Genomic DNA, 23,380 nt, shown 5'->3' on the forward strand with positions numbered 1-23,380 from the left:
AGGCTGACGCTCTACCAACTGAGCTACTCCCGCAATTTTTATACAATATGTTATCCAAATGTGGGGAGAACAGGATTCGAACCTGTGAAGGTGAAAACCAGCAGATTTACAGTCTGCCCTCGTTGGCCGCTTGAGTATCTCCCCAAAATATTTTTCAATGAACGCCTTGTCATTTGAGCCGGTAGAGGGATTCGAACCCACGACCCCGAGATTACAAATCACGTGCTCTGGCCAACTGAGCTATACCGGCTTTTATATTTTTCCCTATGCAAAAAGTAGCGTTTTTTACTATCCCTTTGCGAGGTGCAAATATACAACAAATTTCTATATCCACAACACTTATATCACTTTTTTTGAAAAAAAGTTATTAACAATCCTATTCCTCTTCTTTCGTCTTGATAAATGAGGAGTGCTGCTCTATCGCAAAAGCTACTTTTTCTACGATTTCCTCTACGCTTTCTCTCTCATAATCAATCTCTAAGGGTGGTTTTATGTGCATGCGCTGGATTACTCCTTTTTTCTTGACCACCACTCCTTTCTTATCAAAGGAGCGACGAAAACCGTCGATTACGATGGGTACTACGATAGGCTTATAGGTCTTAATCAGGTGAGCTGTCCCCTTGCGAATGGGTTTCCAAGGCGAGGTAGTGCCCTGAGGAAAGGTAATAAGCCATCCATCCTGAAGGGCTATTCCTATATTTTCTATATCTTCTGTTTTGACCTCTCGGTGGATTTCTTTTCCTTTTTCTCGCCAAGTACGGCTCACTTGTACCGCTCCTACATAGGCTAATATCTTGGGCAGTAATCCAGCACGCATGGTCTCGGAAGCTGCTACATAATATAGGTTCAGCTTGGGATTCCATATATAACTAATGTTCTTAAGGCTATCCACCCGCCCATGAAGGCTGGCATTGAAGACGTGATACATGGCGATCACATCCGCAAAGTATGTCTGGTGATTGGAGATAAAGAGCACTCCTCTATCAGGGAGCGTACGGATGATCTCGGAGCCTTCTATCTGTAAATGATTGAACCCACGGTAGCGCCTATAGGTCAGAGGTCCCAAAATACGTATGATGAGCCGCTTTATCCAAAGGGCATGCCCAAAGGGGTCTTGTTTCCATAGTCTTAGTTTCATGTTATTTTATATTTTATTCTCTAAGCCAATGTTCCGGATTGAGCTTATTGGTATTTTTATAGACAAAGAACTTCATCTCGGTACGCCCTTCACTGTCGGTAAATATCTTGCCTAAGGGGGTCTTGGCCGCCACCTTCTGTCCTTTGTTTACATATACTTGTATAAGGTTATAGTAAATGGTGATATAGTTCCCATGCCTTACCTGTACAGCCTTGTTGCCTCCTGGTACAGAGATAATGGCAGAGACCTCTCCACTGAAGACAGCGCGCGCATCGGAGTTACGAGGTGCCATAAGGGTAATACCATTATTATAATGCTTCAGATCAGGGTAGACGGGATCATCGTAGGTACCGAAGCCTTGTGACTTATAGCCTCGTTCGATAGGCCAAATGAGCTTACCTTTGTTGGCTTCGAAGTCCGAGGAGAGGGCTTGTCCTTCTGGGGTGAGGTCGAAGGTCTTGTCGCTCCCTTTGGAGGTTGGGGCTCCCTTGGCTGGGGTCTTTGCTTTTGTCTTTTTGTTAGCCTCGGCTATAGCAAGGCGAATGAGCCGGTCTATCTCCTTATCTATTTTATTTGCTTGTGCTTGTTTTTTCTTAATTTCATTGGCATACTCACTCTCTTTCTTTTTGATAGAGGCGACCAATTCTTCTTGTGTTCTGCGCTCTTGGGAGAGGCGGTTTTGCTCTTTTTGGTTTTCCTCTACGATTTTGCGCTGGTGGGTGTATTGGGCGGAAAGGGAGTCGGAGAGCTGCTGGAGCAGCGTATTTTTCTCCTGTATCTCCTGGGCTTGCTGCTTACGATATTGGCCATACTGTTGGAGATATTTCAGTCTCTTGTAGCCTTGGACAAAGCTCTCGGAGGCCAACAGTAGTAGCCAGCGGCTCTGGGGGGCACGTGTCTTGTAGGATTGTTCTATCACAGCGGCATAGTTCTTCTTGAGTGCTTCCAACTCTTTTTTGAGGGAGCCTATTTGGTCTTGGTGTTCCTTGATCTGCCGGCTAAGCAAGTTGGCCTGATGGTTTGTTAGGCGAATGAGCTGGGTTCGTGCCGATATTTTTTCACTAATTTCCTCTATTTGAGTAGCCAAGCTCTTGCGCTCCTGGGCTTGCTGGGAGCGCAGGGCGGACATCTCTCGGATTTGCTCCAAGAGGGCTTTCTTCTGCCGCTCCAGCTGTTTTTGTTTCTGAGAGGTCTGGGCGAAAGCCCCTGCAAATGATAGGATAAGTAGGTATAATACAATACGATGCATCAGGGACGAAGGGTTAAGGGTTGGTAACCTGAAGGAACACTATAGGGGAACTTGACGGCTACATTGCGCTGGAGAGAGGTGTAGATTAGGCTTAGCATCAGCTCCTGCCCTCCTTCTTCTTTTCCTTGTAGTGTTAGCTTGCGTGGAAAAAACTGCTGATCTACCTGCTGGTAATAGCTATAAGTGGCCACGAGCGAACGCTTTGGCAAGTCTTGCTCTACCGAGAAGCTTTCCATACGTAGGTTTGGATTAAGGCAGAAGCGAATCAGAAGAGGTTCCTTGTCAATCTTTCCATCGTAGTACTCGCCTTCTATCCCTATGCTCGCCTGCTCGTCTTCGAAAATCAATTGCCCCATTAGCATATTTTCCACCTGCTTGAAGCCTAAGGGGATACCTACATATTTTTCCAAGATACTATAGTCTCCTTCAAAATAGGTGCCATTTAGCTTGTTATAGAACTGCACTTTATCCTTAGTAATAAGCGCTTTGGCAAGCCCCAAAGGGGCACTAAGCCAAATAGCCTCTCCTTTTTTCATTCTGAAAGAAAGGATGACACTCTGTCCTTTTCCTTCCTTAGAATAGGTTACCATAAGGCTGCCTGTCAAGGTCTCAAAGTCGGGAAATGCATGCTGATGCCGCTCAAGGATTCCGGCTTCCTTGAGTGTGCCTTTGTTGGTGCCTTGTGTAGGGGTTACCTTACTGGTACGGCAACTTCCCATAAGTAATAATAAGAGAAGCACATAGCTTATCGGAGATTTCATTGTATTTTCTATTTTTTAAAAGGGTAAAATTACAATATTTTTTATGGTTTCTGGAAAACAAACTATTTTTTATCACAGTTTTGTATTCCCTTTAGCATAATTAGCAGTTGCTTTTTGGAGCAAAGCGGATATGTTACGCCTTAGCCGAGAAGGGGCTAAGACTTCTATAGAAGCACCAAAGCCTAAGATAAGGCGTTCTAACTCATAATTATGCCGCACCCGAATGCGGAATACGACTCCATCTTCTCGTTCCTCTATCAGCTCTTGGGAGTGATGGAAGGGCTTAGTTATCACATAATTGGCATTTTCTTTATCTACCCAAAATACCACTTCTTCCACAGGATTCCCCCAGGAGAGGGTCACCCCTATGATGTCCTTGAAGTACACATTGGCATCTATATGCTTATCAACATAAGGAATTGGTAAAATATTCACACTTTCCATACGATCTAAGGCCAGAGTCAGCAGGTTGGTTTTATAGAAAGCTATCAGGAACCAGCGGTTATTGTACTCCTTGAGGATTTGAGGATGTAGCTCCATTACTTGGACTTGCTTGGCTCGGAAAGACTTGTAGCCAATGGCCAAGGCTTGCTTCTGAACAATCGCCTGATAGAGCAGATCCACATATTCCAAGCCACGAAGGTCTTCGTTCTTATCCATATGAATGATCGGAAGCTTCGCCTTGGAGAGAATTAGGGAATCCTCTAAGCGATGGACAATTCCGCTCATGTGCTTGAAGAAGGAAAAATCCTTGAATTCCTTGAGAAACTCCACCGCCTCTCTCATCCGCTTGATATCCTCGTAGGGGATCTCTGTCTTGGTGATACTGTAGTCAGGCTCTCCATAGCGGTAATACTTGTTATCGAATACCTCTATAGGGGCATTGTAGCCGATCTTATCGCTGCGCATATTCTGAATATCAAGCTGTACGGTACGCTTGCTCACCACACTGTCCTTACCTTCGTATTCGGTAAGTGCTTCCGTACAGGCCTCGATAAGGGCATCTATCGTCCAAAGGCGTGAGGTATCCCTCAGGCATTTGTCAATGGTTTTGTAGCGTATCAGTGCATTCTTGTTCGTAGCCATAGTCATTGAGGCAAGGTTCCTAAGGGGCAAAGATAAAAAGAATTCGGAAATATACTGGCTATTTGGGAGTTTTTTCTTACATTTGTACGAACAAATTTGCCTATGAACGCATTTCCTATCATTACCCTCACCACCGATTTTGGAGAAAAAGATTATAGCGTGGCTGCCCTTAAGGGGCAGCTGTATCGACTTGTCCCACAGGCACGTATTGTGGACATCTCCCACCAGGTGGAGCGCTACCATATCGCCGAGGCGGCCTACCTCCTGCAGGGTGCCTACCGCTATTTCCCCCAAGGTACCATTCATATTATAGGAGTCAACAATGAACTTTCTCCAGATAAGCCGCTACTGCTCTTAGTTCATGAAGATCAGTACTTTATAGTGGCCGACAATGGCTTTGTCTCTCTCTTCACGCGCAGTAGGGCGGAGGTGGAGGTCTATGAGATTTTTTTAGCAAATCGGCTTTCTATCTTCCCTACCTTAGATTTTTCGGCCGAGATAGCTCAAAAACTATGCCAAGGTACGCCCCCTTCTGCCTTAGGAAAGCCCTATGCCTCACACCTCTATATCAGTGATACCATCCCTAAGGTACGCTCCCATAGGATAGAGGGTAGCGTGATCTATATAGACCATTTTGGCAATGTAGTGTCCAATATCACCAAGGAACTCCTCTTGAGCGAGGCCAAAGGTCGTGCCTTACATGTATATTTCCGATATAAAAGTGTAGAGAATTTCCGAGTGGAGGATATCTGTACCCAATATAATCAAATAGAAAACTCCCAAATCCCCGAGGGTACCCCGTTCTTAGTCTTCAATCACTTAGACTACTTAGAGATGTCCATCTACAAGGCCAATCCCGATACCGTGGGGGGCAGTGCCAGCCTAATGGGTATTCATAAGGGAGATACTATCAGTATTGATTTCGTATAAAAAATAAAAGAGAGCTTGCGCCCTCTTTTACCAATTCTAACCACAAAATCTAATATATGAAAAACAATTTATCTTTTCTCTCTTAGCGGTGCAAAGATACAGCGCTTTTTTATACAGACAATAGGTTTTTCATTATTTTTTACTATAGAAGTATAGATTTTCTTTATATTTGTAAATTATTGATTATCAACTGTTAATTGCTAATTTCTATTCAAGTTCTTCGTTTAACGACAATTTGAACTTTGGTTCCAGTGTTACTTTTTTAGCTATATAGAAGCCCTCCTGCTTGTAATTTTCATGGACAAGATAGAGGTTTTTAGTCTCCTTGAGTAGTTGGAGCAATTCCATAGGTTCTATCGCTCCATAGAGGTCACTGTAAAAAACAACATTCTTCATATCCCCTTCGTACACCAATCGCCTTGGATTATCTCCCTTTTCGTTGATATAGTAGAACTCGTACGAAGGCCAATCCTTTTGATCGTTCATGATATAGTTTTTCTTTAGCAACCCTTCTTCTACCGAGAGCCCTACAGAATGGCTGACTTTGTCTTTTTTATAGATACGATATTTGGCATACTCTATCCCCTTTGACATCACCCCTACTGTATCTACTTGGGAGTGCTTGTCTATGATGATATAGAGTTCGTCCAACTTCTGTCCATAAGCTGTAGCGACAAAAAAAAGGAAAAATAATATTCTCATTAGGGGTTAGAGGTTAGGGGTTAGGGATTAGTGGTTAGTGGTTAGTGATTAGTGATTAGTATTAACCATTGACAATTAACAATTAATAATTGAATAGATTAATTGCCGACAATTGATCTCATCTTTTTTGAGCTGCTGCTTGAGGGCTTCTAAGGAATCAAACTTTACTTCATCTCGGATAAAATCCAGAAAATACAAGCGTATTTCTTGCCCATAGAGGTCTTTGTCAAAATCAAAGAAATAGACTTCGATACTCTCTCCTTTTCCCTCTATAGTAGGGTTCTTTCCTATAGAGAGCATCCCATATACTTTCTTACCCTCGATGATACTATAGACGGTATAGACTCCTATCTTAGGAATGAGTTTGTACGGACTTTTCACCTGTAGGTTGGCCGTGGGATAGCCCAAGGTACGCCCCAGTTTTTGGCCATGTACAACCTCTCCGGCCAAGGAAAAAGGATAGCCTAAGTAGTGTGTGGCCGTCTGTATGTCTCCGCTGGTGAGTGCTTGCCGGATTTTGGTGGAGCTGACCGAGCAAGAATCCACCTCCTGCACGGGGATTTCTTCCACCTGGAAGTGATATTGCGACCCGAAGTCCCGAAGTTCCTCGATACCCGCTGCGCGCCCCTTGCCAAAGCGATGGTCGTAGCCAATGATGATCACCTTCGCTCGCAACTTCTCTACCAATAGGTGTTGTACATAGTCGGCAGCCGATAGGGCGGCAAACTCCTTATTAAAAGGTTGTATGATGAGCTGTTCTATCCCATAGCCCTCCAATAGGGCGGCACGCTCCTCTATCGTCTGGATCAGCGCTATAGGAGACGAAGGGTTCAGCACCATCCGTGGGTGTGGAAAGAAGGTCAGCAAGGTGGGGGTAAGCCCCTGTGCCTTGGCAGTGGCTACCACCTGCGCGATGATACGCTGGTGTCCTACATGGATTCCATCAAAGGTGCCTATGGTCAGGACACTCTCATGGGAGGGGTGAAAATGAGCTATATCGGTTATAAGTTGCATGTGCTTGGGTATTAGTCCTCCTGCTTGCTGGCGACAAACAAGAATTTTTTTTCCTCTTGGGTGAGGCTGTCATAGCCACTTTTGGATATTTTGTCTAAGATGGCATTGACTTTCTCTTCTGTAGCCTCATTAGGGTATTTTCCTTGGTAGGCGGGCTGTTGCTTCTGCTTGGTGAAAAGCCTGGAGAGCCTACCACTAAGGTAGAGTGCATAGGCTATTCCAAATAGCCCACCTCCTAAGTGGGCTATATGCCCCCCTGGATTGCCGGTGGGGATACTAAGGACATCAATCAGCATAAGGGAGGCTCCCAATATCCATAGAGGTATGGAAAAAGTACCAAAAAGATAGATCTTATGAGTGGGGGTATAGGTGGCTAAGAATAGGAGTGGTGCCATAATCCCCGCCGAAGCCCCCAAAAGGTAGTCACCACGGCCTGCAAATACCGGAAATAGAGCGTAAAAGACCATGAAAAAAAGCCCTCCTGAGAGAACACCTCCTCCATAGATCAGTATAAAACGCTTAGGAGGCAACAGATTCATGAACAAGATTCCTACAAAATAGAGCATCACCCCATTGAAAAAACAATGGAGAAAACTCGCATGGAAGAAACTATAAGTAAGCAATGTCCATGGCTGCTGCTTCAGAGAAGCAAAGGAGGGCAAAAGCGCTAAGTAATCCCTCACAAAAGGAAGGCTCGTCTGCCAAAGAAAGGCAATAAGCAAGGGGAAAATATAGCCTGCCAAGTATCCTATCATAAGTATATAGATAATACCCAAGGAGTGCTTAGCCCATATCCTTATCGCTATTTTATTCATTATCAATTAGTTTCTTAATACAATCGGCGATCGTTGAACAAGTTGTGTTGCCAATATTTCATCAGTACAAAGCCTATAAGTGCACCTCCTATATGGGCAAAATGGGCGATATTGCTACCAAAGATAGAGAAACCGGTAACCCCAGAAAACAAGTCCAGCCCGATGAGAATGGGGATAAAGTACTTGGCCTTGATCGGAATGGGGAGGAACATAAGCATGAGTTCCGCATTAGGAAAGAGCATCCCGAAGGCTACCAAAATCCCATATACCGCCCCGGAGGCGCCCACCGCACGGGTCATATAGGCCGACATCATATCGTTAAAGCCATCGGTAGAGAGTATTCCCTTCCAGCGAGTATCATACATTCCTTCCTTCAAGAGCGTAAGTACCTCTTGCGGATCAAAACCTCCCTTCTCCAAGTGGCTAAGAGCTGTGTGGAACTCATAATAATTGACCCCTGTATGGAGCAAACCTGCGCCCAGCCCACAGGCAAAGTAGAACAAGACAAAGCGATTGCTCCCAAAATAACTCTCCAAGGGTACTCCAAAGGAATAAAGGGCAAACATGTTAAAGAACAAATGCGTTACCGACCCATGCATGAACAGATGGGAGAAGAGCTGCCACCAATGGAAATTGGGGTGTTCGAAATAGTAGAGCGCAGCCGTATCCTGTACCACAGGTACGAAGGTGGCTAAGATAAAAAATAGCACATTGGCGATTATCAGGTGCATCACCGCCTTGGTAATATTCGTCATAGGCAGGAAAGGGGCTTTAGGAATGTAATTGCTTTATTTTTTCGGTCAAGCGGGGAACGATCTCGAAGAGGTCACCCACGATCCCATAGTCAGCAGCCTTGAAAAAGGGTGCTTCAGGGTCGGAGTTGATAACTACTTTCACTTTGGAGGCATTCACCCCTGCAATATGCTGAATGGCTCCCGACACGCCCAGGGCGATATAGAGGTCACAGGAAAGAGGCTTTCCGGTCTGCCCTATATGTTCGCTGTGGGGGCGCCAACCCATATCGGATACGGGTTTGGTACAGGCGGTAGCCGCTCCCAAGGCATCGGCAAGGTCTTCCACCAAGTGCCAATTATCAGGGGTCTGCATGCCACGCCCTCCAGAAACAACAATAGACGCCTCCTCTATAGAGACCTTATTGGTGAATTTCTCGGTGCCTACCTCCTTGATGTTATCTTCTGATAGTTCAGGGGTGAAGGCCTCTACCACTGCTTGTACAGGGGCTTGTTTGATCTCTGTTGCATTCCCGGCTAAGGTAATCACTTGCTTGGCCTGCAAGGACACCCAGGCAATCGCTTTGGAGGAGAAGACTACCTTCTGTACCTTCCCATCCTTGGGCAAGGAACTGATGTTGGAAAGGTAAGCCCCACCCCACTTCACCGCCAAAACAGGGGCTAAGTAGCGTGTATTGGCCGAGCTGGGCAATAATATAGTGGTCACTTGTTCTTTTTGTGCCACTTGCAAGAGCAGTGCTACATAGTTTTTCACTGAAAAATGGGTTAGCTTATCGGAGGTAACCGTGAGGATTTTCTCCGCACCATAGGTTTGCAAATCAGTGGTATCACCCGCATTGATAGCAAGGGCGACTACCTTATCGGACAAGGCTTTGGCATAGGAGAGCGCCTCCAAGCTTTTCTTAGAAAACTGTCCGTTATTATATTCGGTATATACTAATATCATAGGGAAAGAATTAAAATAGTTTGTGCTTGTTGTGAAGTTCGTCGATCAGTTCGTCCAAGTTATCAGGGGCTATCATCTTGATTGGGGCTTTCTCCGCAGGTTTTTCTAAGTGATCAATCACCACGGCTGTGGTGGCCTCTACAGCTGGAAGCACCTGTAGGGGGGCTTTGCGGGCTGCCATGATACCTTTCATACTGGGAATACGCATCTGTTCTTCGGGAATGAGTTCCTTCTGCGCTCCTATCACCACCGGTAGGGGTACTTCCAAGAGTTGTTTCCCTCCATCGATCATACGGCTGATCTGCGCCTTGTCTCCGGCTACAGAAAAGGCGGTAACCTCGTCTACGAAATTGAAATCCAAAAGGGCGGCAAGCATACCGCCTACCATTCCCCCATTGTAATCCAAGGATTCGCGCCCACAGAAAATGGCATCATACCCCTTGGCTATGACCGCTAGCTGCTGGGCAACGAAGAAACCATCGGTAGGGGTGGCATCGATACGAATCATATGGTCTGCCCCATAGGCAAAAGCCTTGCGCAAAACAGGTTCGCTATCCGATAATCCGACATGCACCAAGGTAATCTCCGCGCCTTGCTCCTCCTTGAGTTGCAAGGCTCGAATGAGCGCAGCCTCATCGCTGGGATTGATCACAAACTGTACTCCGGTAGGGTCAAAAGCCTTTTGGTCAGCTGTGAAATTTATTTGAGAGGTGGTATCAGGCACCTGATTGATACATACTAATATTTTCATAAAAATGATTTTTATAAAACACAGAATTAATGATTTTTCATTACATCCCCCCTACCCCCCTCAAGGGGGGAATTACAGACTGGTATCAAGTAAAGGGGTGAACAATCACACTTGAATATAGTGGATACCTACATGATAGTTCAACGTCCTACAATTCCCCCCTTGAGGGGGGCTAGGGGGATGTAAAAAATCTTTTGAACATCAGTAGATTACTATATAAAATATATTATTTTAAATTAATTCGCATTAATGACTAACGATTAATGACTAATGACTAGTGACTAATAATCAGAGGGATATTAGTCACTAGTCACTTGTCATTAGTCACTCGCTTACGATTTCGGCACTAATGACTTATAGAATACAAAGCCAAAACCAAAGGTAAGCATTAGGTGGAAAGGAAAGAGCCCAAAGTCATTGAGCTTAATCCCACTATAAAGCCCATAAAGAAAGTAGCACATGAGTAAGAACTCAAAAACTACATTGGCTGAAATCTTATTATTCACATATTTGTTACCCTTCCAGGAGTCTGTCAGCGAACTGATATTGAACTTAGGGGTACGGACAAACTCGGTTTTCTTGCCCCAATAGCCTTGCAATACAGCCGACACATTGTGCCATGAGAAGCCCAAGGCAACAGAGAAGAAGCTTAGGAATAGGGTGGCATAATCTATAAAATCATCAAAGGTCTTCCCTTGTATATTCTTATAGGTAATCCAGTAACAGCTAAAGAGAATCACCGTACTGGCGATAAAGAAGCTGGTGAGCTTGAACACCCAAGAGAGGTGCGGATAGGCATCCTTGATATACATCATCGGTACACTAAGAATCGCCACGATGAAGACATAGAGGAACATAGAGCTATTGAGCAGGTGCATCACCCCATGGAACTTTGTCTTCCAACCTATATTCTTGGAAGCCAAGATATTGCGAACCGACTTACGGAATACCTCAGCCCCTCCCTTGTTCCATCGGAACTGTTGGGAACGAGCGGCAGAGACTACCACGGGCAACTCGGCAGGAGTTTCCACATCCTCCAAGTACTTGAACTTCCAGTTTTTAAGCTGGGCACGGTAGCTCAAGTCTAAGTCCTCCGTAAGGGTATCCCCTTCCCAGTTACCTGCATCTAAGATGGTTTTCTTTCTCCAAATACCGGCAGTGCCATTGAAGTTGATAAAGTGACCTTTGCTATTGCGCCCCACTTGTTCTAAAGTAAAGTGGGTGTCAAGGGCAAGGGCTTGTATCTTGGTAAGTAAGGAGTAGTTGCGGTTAATATGTCCCCAGCGGGTCTGTACCACCCCTATCTTTTCATCTTTGAAATAAATGACGGTCTGCTTGAGCCAATCCGGCTTAGGCAAGAAGTCCGCATCGAAGATAGCTATAAAATCACCTTTGGCAATAGCGGTACCATACTTAAGCGCACCGGCCTTGAAGCCTTCTCGCTTCTCACGACGGATATGTACAATATCCAAGCCTGTCTTCTGGAGCCGCGCTATGATACTGGCGGTCTCCGCTACCGAATCATCGGTGGAGTCGTCCAAGACTTGTATCTCCAATTTGTTTTTAGGATACTCCAGCTTGGCGATATTTTCCAAAAGGCGAGGTACCACATACTTCTCATTGTAGATGGGAAGCTGTACAGTCACATAAGGAATCTCATTGGGATCCAAGAGATTGAACTTCGGTGCCTCACTATTCTGCTTCTTGTTCTTGAGATAATTCACCGAAAGGTTCAGTATCGTAAGACTATAGAAGAAAATAAGCAATAGCGCTATACAATATATAGCAATTACTATATAGGCTATAATAAGTGATAAATTCATATCAAAGGTGGTTTTAAATCAAGGGACAAAATTACGTATTTTTTCGAATAAGGCAATGTTAAATGTTATTTTTTTTAAAACAAACTCCCCCCTTCATCTGAAGAGAGGAGCAAGCCAAAATAATTTTAAAACTTATTTATTATGAAAAACCTTTACTATTTTTGGTATTTAGCATATTTGCTCTTGAACTTATCGATACGTCCTGCGGTATCTATAAGCTTAGCCTTTCCTGTATAATAAGGGTGAGAAGTACGAGAGATTTCCAATTTTACCAAGGGATACTCTACTCCTTCTACTTCAATAGTGTCCTTTGCTTCTATGGTTGATTTGGTGATGAAAATATCATCATTGGACATATCTTTAAAAACAACCAAACGATAATTGGCAGGATGTATTTCTTTTTTCATGATGTCTAAATATTTCTTCTGTTGGTTTCAGGGCGCAAAATTACTACTTTTTTTTGAATTGACAAATATTTTACACACTTTTTTTTATTAACAATAGTAGTAGTTAGTGGTTAGTCGTTAGTCGTTAGTCACTAGTCGTTAGTCACTAGTCATTGGTCATTAGTCATTGGTCATTAGTCACTAGTCGTTAGTCACTAACTAAGGTTTCTTTCTCCTCCAGCAGTGTGCCAAAGGACAGCACTTTTTCGCCAAATTGCTCATAGATTGCTTGCCTATGGATAAGCTCCTGTTCGGCCTGGAAGCGGGCAGCTATTTCTTTGTCTTCTGTTTCATATTGCAAACTAAAAGCCTCACTATCAGGATGATCCAAGTGTATCTTAAGGATTTTCACCTGAGCAAAGTGGCTCTGCTTAAGCCACTGGGGGAGGCGCTCAGCGATCCAGTCCTGCCACTGAGCTGCAACCTGGGGGGCTACATGATAGGTTACATTATAGATATATTTCATGATATAATTGTTTTACAAATTCCATTTCAGCCCTACAAAATAGGTACGTCCCGGAGTGGTCGTCGAATAGAAACTCGTCGTTGGGGCTATATAGTCAAAGAGATTGTCCACCCCCGCATTGAGTATAAAGTGATAAGGCAACTTCTTGGAGAGCTGCAACCGCCATAGGCCATAGCCCTCATAATGGGTATAGGTACTCTTGTTATCATAGATATCCGAACCTGCTAAGTACTTCCCACTAAGAAGCACATTGGGCAAATATTTCAGATCGGACTGTTCCACATATTCCACCTTCGCGGTAAAGGTGTGCGGACGTACATCCGAGCGACTGTTGCTGCTTACATAGTAGGCATAAGAACCCTTCAGACGAAAATACCTACTGGGGCGATAGGTACCCGATAGCTCCGAGCTGATAATGTCCGTATTGCCCGCATGATTGACATAACGTATCGTATCTTTGGAGCGTGACCAGTAGAGCGCAATCTTGTCCTTCACCTTCGAAAACTGAGTGATAGCCGTGATATTCCACTTCTTGGCGTTGAAATCCACCGAGAAGGTGGTATTATGGCTCGTCTCTGGAGTGAGCTTCTTATTCCCCATAATCTGGAAGCCACCTCCCCAAGGGTGGAACCAATTGGTATACAGCTCCTTGAGCGTAGGTGAGCGAAAGCCCGAAGCGTAGCCCCCGCGTAGGGTAAAGGCATCTATCTTGAACATACCCGATAGGCGATAAGTCAGGTACTGCTGAAAGAGCGAATGGTAATCCATACGCACCCCCGTCACCAAGGTGAAATCTTCCGAGAGTGCCCATTCCTGCTGGGTGAAGAGTGCATAGTTCTGAGCGTTCTTCTTGGCCTCCTCGCCGGTGTTGGTAAAGCGGAAGCTCAGTAGTTCATCCGAATTGACCTCTGTGCCAGCTACCAAGGAGTGCTTCTCCTTGATACTTTGATTATACTGCCCCCCTACCCTTAGGATGGAGTTCTCATAGCTCTTCTCCTTCTCGTTGAGCAATACATAATATTTGTATTTGTCATAGCGGTCATAAGCGGCCGAGAGGCTGAGGGTCTTGCTATCGGTAATCTTGTAGTCCGACTTGAGTGCTCCTGAATAGTTATAATACCTATCGCGGAGCTTCTTGGAGCTCTGCGTACCAGCATTGCGTTCGCTAAAGTAATAGCTCGGAGCCAGAGAAAGATTCCACTTAGGAGAAAGGTCAAAGGTCAGCTTAGGCGAAGCCCCATAGTTGGTAAAGCCCGCTACATTCAGTTCTCCCATTCGGGAATAATGAGGCACCCCATTCTTATAGGTCTTCAGCGGCTCCTTATCCACAATGATATAGGGCTGTCGGAAATTATAGAAAACAGGCACCCTCACACTCCCCCATCGCTGCTTGGTACCCACCGAGAGGTTCGTCTTGTGATCCTCTTGGGTGTTATACAGATAGTTAGCGCTTAGCTCCAAAGGCTTTTGAGCATCCTTGGTGATGATATTGATCACCCCTCCCAAGGCATTGGAGCCATAGAGGGAAGAAGAGGCGCCCTTGATGACTTCGATGCGCTCGATATTCTCCAAGTCAATACGATCATAGTCAATATTATCAAAGGTCTCCCCGGCCATACGCTCCCCATCCATAAGAAAGAGCACATATTTGCCTCCGAAGCCCATCATATTGATATTGGGCATCCCCCCTTCGTTGGTGAAGTTGATACCCGAAAACTCGTTTTCTAAGAAAGATTGGAAGTCAGGTGCTTGTGATTTTTGGATTTCCTCAGCGGTAATCACCTGTACGGTGATAGGCACATTCTTGAGGTTGCGCTCTCGGCGAGTAGCCGTTACCACCAGTTCGCCCACCTCTATCTCCTTGTTTTTGCAGAGGGCAAAGATAATCGTTTTTTTCCAAATATCTACACCTGATTATCAATATATTATTCAATGACTATTTCGGGTTATATATAAGTATTTTGACACAGATTTGACACAGCTCCACTGTTTCTGTTGTTTCTGTATATTGCTGATTTTAAAATAGTTTTGCGGTTTTCCTCCTCCCTTCGCAGTTTTAAAGCCGTTCGCAGTTGCAGCCTCTGGCTGCCAAAAAAAAAGCCATAGGGCGCAGCCCTATACCGCTTTAAAACGATCCCCGAAGGGTACGACTTTGGCGCAGCCCCTCGCTTCCCCTATACACCCCCTTCAAACTTCTAATATTTTTGGAAACTTTGGAAACCAGAGCGAAAAGGGCGTGTTTGCTATCTTTATTCTTTCTCTCTATATTATTATATATCAATATATTATAAAGAGAGAAAAGGGTATAATAAAAGGGGGTAAAGTGGTTTCCAAAAATGGTTTCCAAAAATTTCCGACTATTTGACTTTGGAAACTTTGGAAACCAAATTTTATTGCCTTGGTTTCTAAAAAATAAGCTGGTGTTCCTTCTTTATATAGAATACAAACTTTTCCAGCTCCTGAAAGATCTTCTTTGTCTTCTCATTGAGTACTATTGCGATCGCTTCACTTTGTGAATACTTGTCAGGTTCCTTTGGCAATATATAGGAAGTACGTTTTGTATTCATCTTCTCTATAACCAATTGGTTAAATTCTTTCAAAAGCGTTCTGATCTTCTCTACACTTCTACGAGACTTCTTTTGCGCAATGAAATTACTTATCCTTTCAGATTCCTTTACAAAACTTGTTGTTTTCTGTATAGATTCCAAGGAATAACCATACCAAGCATTCTGTTGATAGATGTTTTCTTGAAAATTATTTACATCAAGGGTTTGTAATAATTTTTTTATAACCTCTTTATCCTCATAGCTTAGTCTTTTTCTTTTATAATACTCAAAAGATACTATTAGGAATACTCCCACTGTTATTGAAGCTATAGAAAAGCTATCCAAAAAGGATAATGTACTTGATAAAAACATAACTTAAATATTTAGTATTACACAGCAAAAATACTAAATATTAATAATATAGGAAATACTATTCGTTATTTTTTTCTGTTTTTATTAGCTTTTATATAGTTCCCTTCAAGGTAGCTATCAGAAAGGAAAAATCTATTCTTTTATTTTCTTCTGTGGATATATCAATTCTTTCCAATAACTGTTCCTTTGTCAAATCATCTAAATTATCTATTTCATATCTGTTATTTATACAAAAATCAATCAATAAAGGTAAATATGTATTTACTAAAGGTTTTGCTTTCTCTTCATAAAGAGGAGAAGGAACATTATTGGCATATAATAGGCATAATATTAGATTTTTGAACTCACTAAAAAATGAAAACCTTCCACTATTTTTCAAATAATGATCAGCTAATATTGTACTATACAACTCAAAACCTAATATATATCCAGAATTCTTGATATCATTATCCATCTGATTTGTATGTTCTTTAATATCTTCTCTAAGTTTTTCTAATTTTGTATATGTTTTTTTTAGTTTGTCTATTTCCTTTTTCATCTGAAATACACTAAATATTTGCCAGCCCAGTAAAAACGTAACTAATATACCTAAAATACCAACTAATGCTCCATATACATCAAACTCATAGGGAGCAACCCTTATATTAAACACAAAAAAGTTAATAATACAAGTAATAATAGCTATTATTGATAAGATTATACTTATAGTTCCCTTCTTCATAATTAATTGTTTAATATCTCTAAGCTGTTATCCCCAAAGATAAGTTTCATTACTTGATCTTTCTTATCTTTTTTGAGTTCTATTTGCAAAATGGCTTTTATATCTTCTTCGTTTTCTTTATTATACGATCCCTTATTGGGATATGTTATAATATCCACTATATCCATTTTAAAAAAAATAGCTATTTGCAATAATCTGTCAATAGTTAAATCTCTCTCACCTCTCTCTAAGAGACTATAACTTCCCTGTTCTATCTCTAAAAATTCAGCAATACTTTTCTGTGTAATCTTCTTATTTACACGAATTTTTGAGATATTCTCTAATATTTTCTCTTTAGTAATCATAATAGACAAATTTAAGTAATTAATTTTCAATAATATATATTTAAAAAAGATATTTTATTTCAAAAAATAATATTTTATATTGCATATTGAAATATTATTCGTAAATTTGCACCTGTAAATGAGTATCAAAATAAGTACCAAAATGAGAATTAGCCTAAGAGAAGATATAAAAGAGGAGGTAAAGAAAAACCACGTAGGCAAACTATCTACAGAGCTGAATGTAACGCCTAAAGCAATTTATGGTTGGCTATATCGTGATAGTGATATGTTGACACATTATTCCACTTTGTTGGCTTTAAAAAAACTGTTGAAGAAACCTATCAATGATTTAATCAATATTGAACGCTGTTAATTATGGAACAAAATATAAACGAATTGGTGGAAATACTCACCACAACAGAGGGAATCACCTATGTTACTCACCGTGTAGAGCAGGGGAAAGTATGCTTTTCTTTCTTCTTCGATTCGTATCAAGTCTTTAACCTCTTGGACAAGGCTATGCCTAATGAATGGCGTATAGATCTCTTAGGAGAATGCAAGCTGTGTTACCTCTCTTACGAGCTGTCTTACTTGGAGCGTTATTTTGAGTTTCAACAACTGGTGAAAGCCGCTTTTTTCATAGATGATTTTATAAATATATTTTGCAATAAACACTAATCCATTAGCTACTGAAAAGCCGTGTTCTTCTGCGCAATATAGACACGGCTTTCTTTTTCAGTGGCTAATAAAAACGGGTAGCAATGGACATTAACTTAGAACAACTCAAGCAGGAACTTTGGAATGCAACCGATTACGGCCGTCAGTTTTTTGAAGACGAATTTGCCTCTGAAATAGCGCGCAATCGTGGACGCCTCAAAGGTTTTGCCGTACGTACTGAGGATAAAACTGGTTCCTGCCATATTAACCAAAAAACAAGTGATAAAGGCCCTGCCCCTTATACCTTTACAGATTTCGGAGTAGAAAATAAAGGTATGAATGCGATTGATTACGTCGTAAAACGTGATCATTGTACCTTTTGGGAGGCCCTGAAAAAACTATGTAGCCAATATGGGGTGCCTCTTCCTGAGGGTAATAAGGTTACCCCCACGGTGGAATTTTCCTCTAATGTGGAGGAGGACGAAGGTTTTTGGAAGGTCAATTTTTCTTCTTCTTACAAAAACAAGAAACTACTACAACGCTTGTTCCCTTTCTATACAGAGGAGCTTTTAAAGGAATATGTTTTTAAGGAAATAGAGAGCTACCAGACTGTTGGAGTTAATGAAAAGGGTAACAAATACAAAAAAACAACTATTGCCAATGCTGATTTTCCTATTTTTGGTTATGACAAGGGGGATTATGTAAAGATATACCAACCTTATGCCCCTAAAGGAGACGCTTTTATACACAAACATTCGTTTGTTGGGGATAAAAGCGGCAAACGTATCATATATGGCTGGGATCGGCTCTTTGAAAAGGTAGAATATGAGACGATACAGCAAGTTATCAAGGATCTGAAAACAGTAAGAAATAGTGAGACGAAAAAGGATCTTTTGGCTCAATTGGACAAACTAAAGTTGGAAACAGTAATCATCGCTACAGGAGGCACGGACGGCATTAATATTGCCTCACTGGGGTATGATGTGATTTGGTTCAACTCCGAAACGGAGGTTATCAATAGTCAGGAGTATTACGAGCTTTCCCAAATAGCCAAAAATATCTATTACATACCCGATTTGGACGAAACAGGCGTTAAGCAAGCGGTACAGATAGCCGATAGCTTCTTAGATATAAAGCTGGTTTGGCTGCCCAAGGATCTGAAATACTCCAAGAAAAAAGACTTTGCCGACTGGTTGCGCCGTGAGAAGAATGCAGGTAAGGAGATTCTTCAAGCTATCTTCGCCAAAATGCTCAATCAGGCGCTTAACTTCCGTTTTTGGACGTTCTCTGACAAGGGTACTGTACAGTTCAACCCTACTAAAATCATTCACTTTTTGCACCTCAAGGGCTTTTATACCTTTGCTTCCAACTATTCTGAGCAAAAGGAGGACGAATGCGAATTTGTCAGCCTCAAGCAGGGCAAATTGGAAAAAATACTCAGTACAAATATTAAGAAATATGTATTGGAATGGATTGACAACAAGGTATATAATGAGCAGGTTCGCAACCGAGTGTTTTCGGCAGCAGCTTTCCAACCTTCACACCTTAAAATGCTTCCTATGTTTGACAAAGACATTACTAACTACGGGCGTTCGTATCAGTGGTATTTCTTTGCCAACGAAGCCATAAAGATACAAAAGGATAGCATTGCTTCCTACAAATATTCGGGAGCACTCAAGGTGCAATTTTGGAAAGATGAGATCATCAACCATAACATATCCCTACTAACGCCCTTTTTCGAGAAATACACCGATGAGCAGGGGCGTACACGTATCAAGATACTGAATAAGGATAGCAATTATTTCAAAGTATTGATTAATTCCAGTCGTATCTATTGGGAGAGGGACGCTAACGAAGCGCATAAGGACTTAAACCCTTTTGGAATAGCCAGCGAAAACCTTACCGAAGCTGAAAACTACGAACAGGAATTGCACCTGATGAATAAAATATACTGTGTAGGCTATATGCTGCACCAGCACAAGCGAGAATCAGAGAGCTTTATCGTAATAGGCACTGACTACAAGGGAGGAAACAGCGTAAAGGGTTCCTACGGAGGTACGGGAAAGTCTTTTTTGGTCAATGGCATTCGCAAAATGCTAAATAGCAAATACATTGACGGAAAAACACTCGGCAATAACAAGTTCCCTTACGATAAGGTAACCGAAAAGACACGTTTGGTTTTCTTGGACGATATGAATTTCAATCAGGATTTCCGAGATTTCTACAACAAGGTAACGGGAGACTTTGAAGCCAACCACAAGGGAGGAAAAATCTATTACATTCCCTTTGAGCGAAGCCCTAAAATGGCAGCTACCACTAACTATGTTCCCGACTTTGAGGAAAGTTCTTTGGTGCGCCGCTTGTTGTTTTACCAAAATGGAGACTATTACCACGCCAAAACCCCTAAGAATGATTACCTCTTTTCACGAAAGATTTCCGATGACTTTGGCGGAAGGGATATAATGACTAGTGATTACAGTGCGGAGGAGTGGAACGCGGATTATAATTTTCTGTTCAACTGCTTGCAGTTTTACCTATCCTGCGACCAGCCTATTATGGCACCTTTAGAAGCCTTGCAGAACAGACGTGCATTGCTTTCTATTGGGGATAATTGCTTGAACTTCTTCAATGATTATTTCGCCGATGAGGCAAAACTCAATCACTGGATAAACAAACCTGAATTTGTCCGAGAGGCAATCGGCGAGCTGGGTAACAAATACACCCCTTTCCAAGTGTATAAGAAGTTACAAGAGTATTGTAATATCCATAAATGGGAGTTACAGAAGGCTAAGCGCAAAACCGAAAATGGCAATTCCTTAGAGCATTTTTATATAGATAGTAAGCAGCTGGGGGATATACCCGCTATAGAAGAGCCTACGCAACCTTCGCCCTCTCCCGCCCCACATATAACCGATAACCTAAGTCAAGAAATAGATTTTTAAGTATGAAAACCATAAAATTCCGAGCTAAAACAAAAAACGGGGAGTGGATATATAACTTAGCTCCTTTAGTTCCTAACTCTGCCTTTGATATTACAGACTTTGATACAGATACCCTCACCCAGTTCACAGGCCTACATGACTGCCATGGGGCCGAGATCTACGAGGGGGATTTTCTGAAAGTCAATCTATCTGGGGGGTACAAAATGCGCTTGGTATGCTACAATGAGGACATAATGGGCTTTTGCTTGGCTCATATGGAGGATTGGTACGATCCTTTTCTGTACAATCGCTATCAAGCCTCTGTTAGCTGGTGGGAGCGTTTCAAAGATGATATTGAGGTCATAGGTAATAGGTACGATAACCCCGAAGTATTTGACCAATATGCTCAAAAAAGCCGAGTTTGATCGCAATATTGAACTTTACCTAAAGGCACATCGCTTTTGTATCTCAAGCGGTGTGCTTATCTATGCGGGGGCTATAGAAGGCATGCGTAATTTGGTGTATGTGGAGGTCAATGATCATGGTAAGATACAACGAGGCAAACAATATTATACCAACGAGGAAGTGTATTTGAAAATTTACGAATTGGCCTTGCATATCTATCAGAAAATGACTAACTTGCACGCTCAAAACAACAAAACTAAATGAAAATTCTCAAACCCATAAAAACCAAAAAGGATCTCTTCTCCCTGTACCTCTCACAGTACAGTGAGAAGAACATACGTGCCTATATCAACGATATTATCCAGCAGTACAGACCCAAAGCCAATGCCTACTGTAAGAACGTAAGCCGTCAGGAGTTTCTGACCTTTGTTGAACTCTACGGCTTGCCCAATGGCTACACCCTCTCAGAAGAACTCCAAAATGAGATAAAGACAAGAAATCTAAAAGTGTAACCGCTAAAAGGTGTATTGTCTAAACAGACAACACACGATAAACAACTATTAACCTCTATTGCAATACCTATTAACAACTATTGCGCTTTGGTACAGTTTTTGTATCTTTGCCCAAAACAATACAGATGAGTACAGAAAGTATAGGATTATCAGTAACAATTCTCGTTTCCTTAGCAACGGCTACAGGGTGGCTCCTTTCCAAAATTGAAAAAGAGAAAGATAAAAATCACGATTTAGAGTTGGAAATAAAGAACTTAGAGCTTAAAATAAAAGAGCTGGAAAATAAAATCAGCCTACAAAATACCATTCTTGAGAATGTTCAGAGCAATACTAATACTTTTATTTCTCTTCTGGAAAAATTATTAAAATAGATAGCTATGAAAAATGAAAACGATTACCAAAAACTACTTGCTCTCCGAGACAAGATAAACAATAAATCTGCTACATTTGAAGAGCAAAAGGAATATGTCCGAATGCTTACCAATGAAGGAAAACTCACAGAAGAACAATACCAAATGTTCGCCCAAAAGGATAAACTACAAAATGATGTCCTCAATGCTGCCCTTACCATTGGGGGAATCATTCTTTTAGCTTGGCTTGTAGGAAAGTTCATTAATAAATAATTTTTTGTATCTTTGTACCCAAAATTGAAAGTTATGCCAGCAACATTAACACGCCCAAAAAAAGCCACTAAAGAGAAGCAATTAGAAGTGTTTCCTCTGGAAGAGTTAAATAATCACATTAAAAAACTCGTAGAGGAAAGTGTTCTAAAAAATAATTCTGTTTCTAACTCAATTACTACCGATAACGACATGCGATGCTTAGTTTCTATAAAGTTTAAAGAAGATGGCTCTCTCGTAGTTGTAGGAACTGAAGTTATCAAGGAAAAAGCCCCTGCCAAGGCAAAGGCTAAAGCAGGACTTGCCAAGCCTGAACCTCGTGTATATAACGAGCAACAAAAAGAATTTAGAAAAATGCTCTTGAAAGGACTTAAAGAAATGAAAGCCATAAGAGCAGGAAAAATGAAAGCAGGCAATTTAGACGATTTACTCAATGAACTATAAATTTGAACACGCCCCTACTTTCGATAAAGAATTGAAGAGGTTAGCTAAAAAGTATAAGAGTCTAAAGAAAGACGTTAAAAATTTAGAAGAAGAGATAAAGAACAATCCTCTTTTAGGTACAAATTTAGGAGGAGGTATAAAGAAAATACGTCTTAACATTAAGGCGAAAAATCAAGGAAAAAGCGGAGGTGCAAGAGTAATCACGCACGAACTTATATTCAATGTTAATACTGAAAAAGAAGAAAAAAATATCCTCTTTGTAGCGATATATGATAAGTCCGAATATGATACGGTTGATTTAAGCATTATAAAGGAAATTATAGAATTTTTCCGAGAAGAGGAAGAAGAATAAATCATTCATACACAATATTTTAAAAAAACTTTCACCCCTTACGTGAAAGTTTTTTTGTTTTTCCCTTGTTTATTCCAAAATTAGTTGTACCTTTGCACCGTTAAGACAAGGGCAACACTTATTTAAAGTTGCAAATATATTTTTTACGATATATCCGTGAAGGTGTCGTATAGTAGTAATACTATACAGCAATGAGCGTAAGCCCTTGTCTTAACAGCACCCACTCACGGATTCCTTATTTTTATATACTATGTTAAGACAAGAAACCAACCCCGCTGTGGTGAATAACAGTAGCCCCAGCACTTACTGCTTTGACGTGGAAGCGGTTCAACGCTTTTTCTCTACTGTTATTAGCGTAGAATCCTTTGCCCGCTCTATGCGAGCCTACAACAATGAAATTTCCCTTACCTTTATGGTGTTATCGGACAGCGAAAGCGAAGAGCCGATCCCCAGCGAGGTAGTCAAAGGAGCTATCTACCTAAACAAGTTTTTGGAAACACTTAATCCCTATTTCACTAACTCTAAAAACAACTAAGCTATGGAAGTCAGAACTAAATTTGAAATTGGAGACAAGGTATGTTATTTGTCTCAATATGGAATTAGAGAAAATGTAGTTATAGGTATGGAG

At 41.7% G+C, this 23,380-nt stretch carries 29 protein-coding genes and 2 tRNA genes; 12 read left to right on the forward strand and 19 right to left on the reverse strand.

The window, feature by feature from the left end:
- Window positions 1-61: 61 nt before the first annotated feature.
- From HMPREF1551_RS02925 to HMPREF1551_RS02950, 6 genes are all read right to left on the reverse strand, one after another.
- Window positions 62-144 (reverse strand) — tRNA-Tyr (locus HMPREF1551_RS02925).
- Window positions 145-176: 32 nt separating this feature from the next.
- Window positions 177-250: transfer RNA gene (locus tag HMPREF1551_RS02930), tRNA-Thr, on the reverse strand.
- A gap of 126 nt (window positions 251-376) precedes the next feature.
- A complete protein-coding gene (locus tag HMPREF1551_RS02935) occupies window positions 377-1,138 on the reverse strand; it encodes a lysophospholipid acyltransferase family protein (protein WP_021627535.1) in 762 nt (253 codons plus the stop codon).
- Between the two features lie 13 nt (window positions 1,139-1,151).
- Window positions 1,152-2,387: a murein hydrolase activator EnvC family protein gene (locus HMPREF1551_RS02940; RefSeq protein ID WP_021627536.1), complete on the reverse strand. Its 1,236-nt coding sequence runs from the start codon at window positions 2,385-2,387 to the stop codon at window positions 1,152-1,154.
- Window positions 2,387-3,148: a DUF4292 domain-containing protein gene (locus tag HMPREF1551_RS02945; protein ID WP_021627537.1), complete on the reverse strand. Its 762-nt coding sequence runs from the start codon at window positions 3,146-3,148 to the stop codon at window positions 2,387-2,389. The genes HMPREF1551_RS02940 and HMPREF1551_RS02945 overlap by 1 nt, the downstream gene beginning before the upstream one ends.
- A 72-nt stretch (window positions 3,149-3,220) precedes the next feature.
- Window positions 3,221-4,234, reverse strand: a complete 1,014-nt coding sequence (locus tag HMPREF1551_RS02950; protein WP_034544209.1) for a helix-turn-helix transcriptional regulator — start codon at window positions 4,232-4,234, stop codon at window positions 3,221-3,223.
- 102 nt (window positions 4,235-4,336) lie between these two features.
- Between HMPREF1551_RS02950 and HMPREF1551_RS02955 the strand changes: the two genes are divergently transcribed.
- A complete protein-coding gene (locus HMPREF1551_RS02955; protein ID WP_021627540.1) occupies window positions 4,337-5,164 on the forward strand; it encodes an S-adenosyl-l-methionine hydroxide adenosyltransferase family protein in 828 nt (275 codons plus the stop codon).
- 207 nt (window positions 5,165-5,371) lie between these two features.
- On the opposite strand, the gene HMPREF1551_RS02960 is transcribed toward HMPREF1551_RS02955, so the two are convergent.
- The 13 genes from HMPREF1551_RS02960 to HMPREF1551_RS03025 form a co-directional block, all read right to left on the reverse strand.
- Window positions 5,372-5,866 carry a hypothetical protein gene (locus HMPREF1551_RS02960; RefSeq protein ID WP_021627541.1) on the reverse strand — a complete coding sequence of 165 codons (495 nt, stop codon included), beginning with the start codon at window positions 5,864-5,866 and terminating at the stop codon, window positions 5,372-5,374.
- Window positions 5,867-5,941: 75 nt separating this feature from the next.
- Window positions 5,942-6,880 (reverse strand): bifunctional riboflavin kinase/FAD synthetase, encoded by a 939-nt coding sequence (locus tag HMPREF1551_RS02965; protein ID WP_021627542.1) that lies wholly within the window; start codon window positions 6,878-6,880, stop codon window positions 5,942-5,944.
- An 11-nt stretch (window positions 6,881-6,891) separates the two neighbouring features.
- On the reverse strand, window positions 6,892-7,695 hold the full coding sequence (locus tag HMPREF1551_RS02970) for a rhomboid family intramembrane serine protease (protein WP_021627543.1): 804 nt from the start codon (window positions 7,693-7,695) through the stop codon (window positions 6,892-6,894).
- A 14-nt stretch (window positions 7,696-7,709) separates the two neighbouring features.
- Window positions 7,710-8,450 carry a rhomboid family intramembrane serine protease gene (locus HMPREF1551_RS02975; RefSeq protein ID WP_021627544.1) on the reverse strand — a complete coding sequence of 247 codons (741 nt, stop codon included), beginning with the start codon at window positions 8,448-8,450 and terminating at the stop codon, window positions 7,710-7,712.
- A 16-nt stretch (window positions 8,451-8,466) separates the two neighbouring features.
- Window positions 8,467-9,393, reverse strand: coding sequence for an electron transfer flavoprotein subunit alpha/FixB family protein (locus tag HMPREF1551_RS02980; protein WP_021627545.1), 927 nt, complete (start codon window positions 9,391-9,393; stop codon window positions 8,467-8,469).
- 10 nt (window positions 9,394-9,403) lie between these two features.
- Complete coding sequence (locus HMPREF1551_RS02985; RefSeq protein ID WP_021627546.1) at window positions 9,404-10,144, reverse strand: electron transfer flavoprotein subunit beta/FixA family protein; 741 nt, start codon at window positions 10,142-10,144, stop codon at window positions 9,404-9,406.
- Window positions 10,145-10,476: 332 nt separating this feature from the next.
- On the reverse strand, window positions 10,477-11,967 hold the full coding sequence (locus tag HMPREF1551_RS02990) for a cellulose synthase family protein (RefSeq protein WP_021627547.1): 1,491 nt from the start codon (window positions 11,965-11,967) through the stop codon (window positions 10,477-10,479).
- A gap of 155 nt (window positions 11,968-12,122) precedes the next feature.
- Window positions 12,123-12,374 carry a type B 50S ribosomal protein L31 gene (locus HMPREF1551_RS02995; protein ID WP_021627548.1) on the reverse strand — a complete coding sequence of 84 codons (252 nt, stop codon included), beginning with the start codon at window positions 12,372-12,374 and terminating at the stop codon, window positions 12,123-12,125.
- Between the two features lie 187 nt (window positions 12,375-12,561).
- Complete coding sequence (locus tag HMPREF1551_RS03000; RefSeq protein WP_021627549.1) at window positions 12,562-12,879, reverse strand: DUF4286 family protein; 318 nt, start codon at window positions 12,877-12,879, stop codon at window positions 12,562-12,564.
- A 12-nt stretch (window positions 12,880-12,891) separates the two neighbouring features.
- Window positions 12,892-14,730 carry a TonB-dependent receptor plug domain-containing protein gene (locus HMPREF1551_RS03005; protein WP_021627550.1) on the reverse strand — a complete coding sequence of 613 codons (1,839 nt, stop codon included), beginning with the start codon at window positions 14,728-14,730 and terminating at the stop codon, window positions 12,892-12,894.
- Between the two features lie 554 nt (window positions 14,731-15,284).
- A complete protein-coding gene (locus HMPREF1551_RS03015) occupies window positions 15,285-15,797 on the reverse strand; it encodes a hypothetical protein (protein WP_021627552.1) in 513 nt (170 codons plus the stop codon).
- 91 nt (window positions 15,798-15,888) lie between these two features.
- Entirely contained in the window at window positions 15,889-16,518 is a 630-nt protein-coding gene (locus HMPREF1551_RS03020; protein ID WP_021627553.1) for a hypothetical protein, read from the reverse strand.
- 2 nt (window positions 16,519-16,520) lie between these two features.
- Complete coding sequence (locus HMPREF1551_RS03025) at window positions 16,521-16,862, reverse strand: helix-turn-helix domain-containing protein (RefSeq protein WP_021627554.1); 342 nt, start codon at window positions 16,860-16,862, stop codon at window positions 16,521-16,523.
- 142 nt (window positions 16,863-17,004) lie between these two features.
- On the opposite strand from HMPREF1551_RS03025, the gene HMPREF1551_RS03030 reads away from it, so the two are divergent.
- The 11 genes from HMPREF1551_RS03030 to HMPREF1551_RS03085 all read left to right on the forward strand — a co-directional run bounded on the left by HMPREF1551_RS03030 (window position 17,005) and on the right by HMPREF1551_RS03085 (window position 23,287).
- Complete coding sequence (locus HMPREF1551_RS03030) at window positions 17,005-17,214, forward strand: hypothetical protein (RefSeq protein WP_155851602.1); 210 nt, start codon at window positions 17,005-17,007, stop codon at window positions 17,212-17,214.
- A 2-nt stretch (window positions 17,215-17,216) separates the two neighbouring features.
- Entirely contained in the window at window positions 17,217-17,519 is a 303-nt protein-coding gene (locus HMPREF1551_RS03035; protein WP_021627556.1) for a hypothetical protein, read from the forward strand.
- Between the two features lie 83 nt (window positions 17,520-17,602).
- Window positions 17,603-20,440: a hypothetical protein gene (locus HMPREF1551_RS03040; RefSeq protein WP_021627557.1), complete on the forward strand. Its 2,838-nt coding sequence runs from the start codon at window positions 17,603-17,605 to the stop codon at window positions 20,438-20,440.
- Between the two features lie 2 nt (window positions 20,441-20,442).
- Window positions 20,443-20,844 (forward strand): YopX family protein, encoded by a 402-nt coding sequence (locus tag HMPREF1551_RS03050; RefSeq protein WP_021627558.1) that lies wholly within the window; start codon window positions 20,443-20,445, stop codon window positions 20,842-20,844.
- On the forward strand, window positions 20,822-21,088 hold the full coding sequence (locus HMPREF1551_RS03055; protein WP_021627559.1) for a hypothetical protein: 267 nt from the start codon (window positions 20,822-20,824) through the stop codon (window positions 21,086-21,088). The genes HMPREF1551_RS03050 and HMPREF1551_RS03055 overlap by 23 nt, the downstream gene beginning before the upstream one ends.
- The gene (locus HMPREF1551_RS03060) at window positions 21,085-21,336 is read left to right on the forward strand and encodes a hypothetical protein (protein ID WP_002666558.1); all 252 of its coding nucleotides are present in this window, start codon (window positions 21,085-21,087) and stop codon (window positions 21,334-21,336) included. Before HMPREF1551_RS03055 ends, HMPREF1551_RS03060 begins: the two co-directional genes overlap by 4 nt.
- A 125-nt stretch (window positions 21,337-21,461) precedes the next feature.
- Window positions 21,462-21,707, forward strand: a complete 246-nt coding sequence (locus HMPREF1551_RS03065) for a hypothetical protein (RefSeq protein ID WP_021627560.1) — start codon at window positions 21,462-21,464, stop codon at window positions 21,705-21,707.
- 6 nt (window positions 21,708-21,713) lie between these two features.
- Window positions 21,714-21,959, forward strand: coding sequence for a hypothetical protein (locus tag HMPREF1551_RS03070; RefSeq protein WP_021627561.1), 246 nt, complete (start codon window positions 21,714-21,716; stop codon window positions 21,957-21,959).
- Window positions 21,960-21,992: 33 nt separating this feature from the next.
- Window positions 21,993-22,400 carry a hypothetical protein gene (locus HMPREF1551_RS03075; protein WP_021627562.1) on the forward strand — a complete coding sequence of 136 codons (408 nt, stop codon included), beginning with the start codon at window positions 21,993-21,995 and terminating at the stop codon, window positions 22,398-22,400.
- On the forward strand, window positions 22,390-22,752 hold the full coding sequence (locus tag HMPREF1551_RS03080) for a type II toxin-antitoxin system RelE/ParE family toxin (RefSeq protein WP_021627563.1): 363 nt from the start codon (window positions 22,390-22,392) through the stop codon (window positions 22,750-22,752). Before HMPREF1551_RS03075 ends, HMPREF1551_RS03080 begins: the two co-directional genes overlap by 11 nt.
- A gap of 250 nt (window positions 22,753-23,002) precedes the next feature.
- Window positions 23,003-23,287, forward strand: a complete 285-nt coding sequence (locus tag HMPREF1551_RS03085; protein ID WP_034544204.1) for a hypothetical protein — start codon at window positions 23,003-23,005, stop codon at window positions 23,285-23,287.
- Window positions 23,288-23,380: the final 93 nt, after the last annotated feature.

The sequence above is a fragment of the Capnocytophaga sp. oral taxon 863 str. F0517 genome (assembly GCF_000466425.1).
Lineage (GTDB): Bacteria > Bacteroidota > Bacteroidia > Flavobacteriales > Flavobacteriaceae > Capnocytophaga.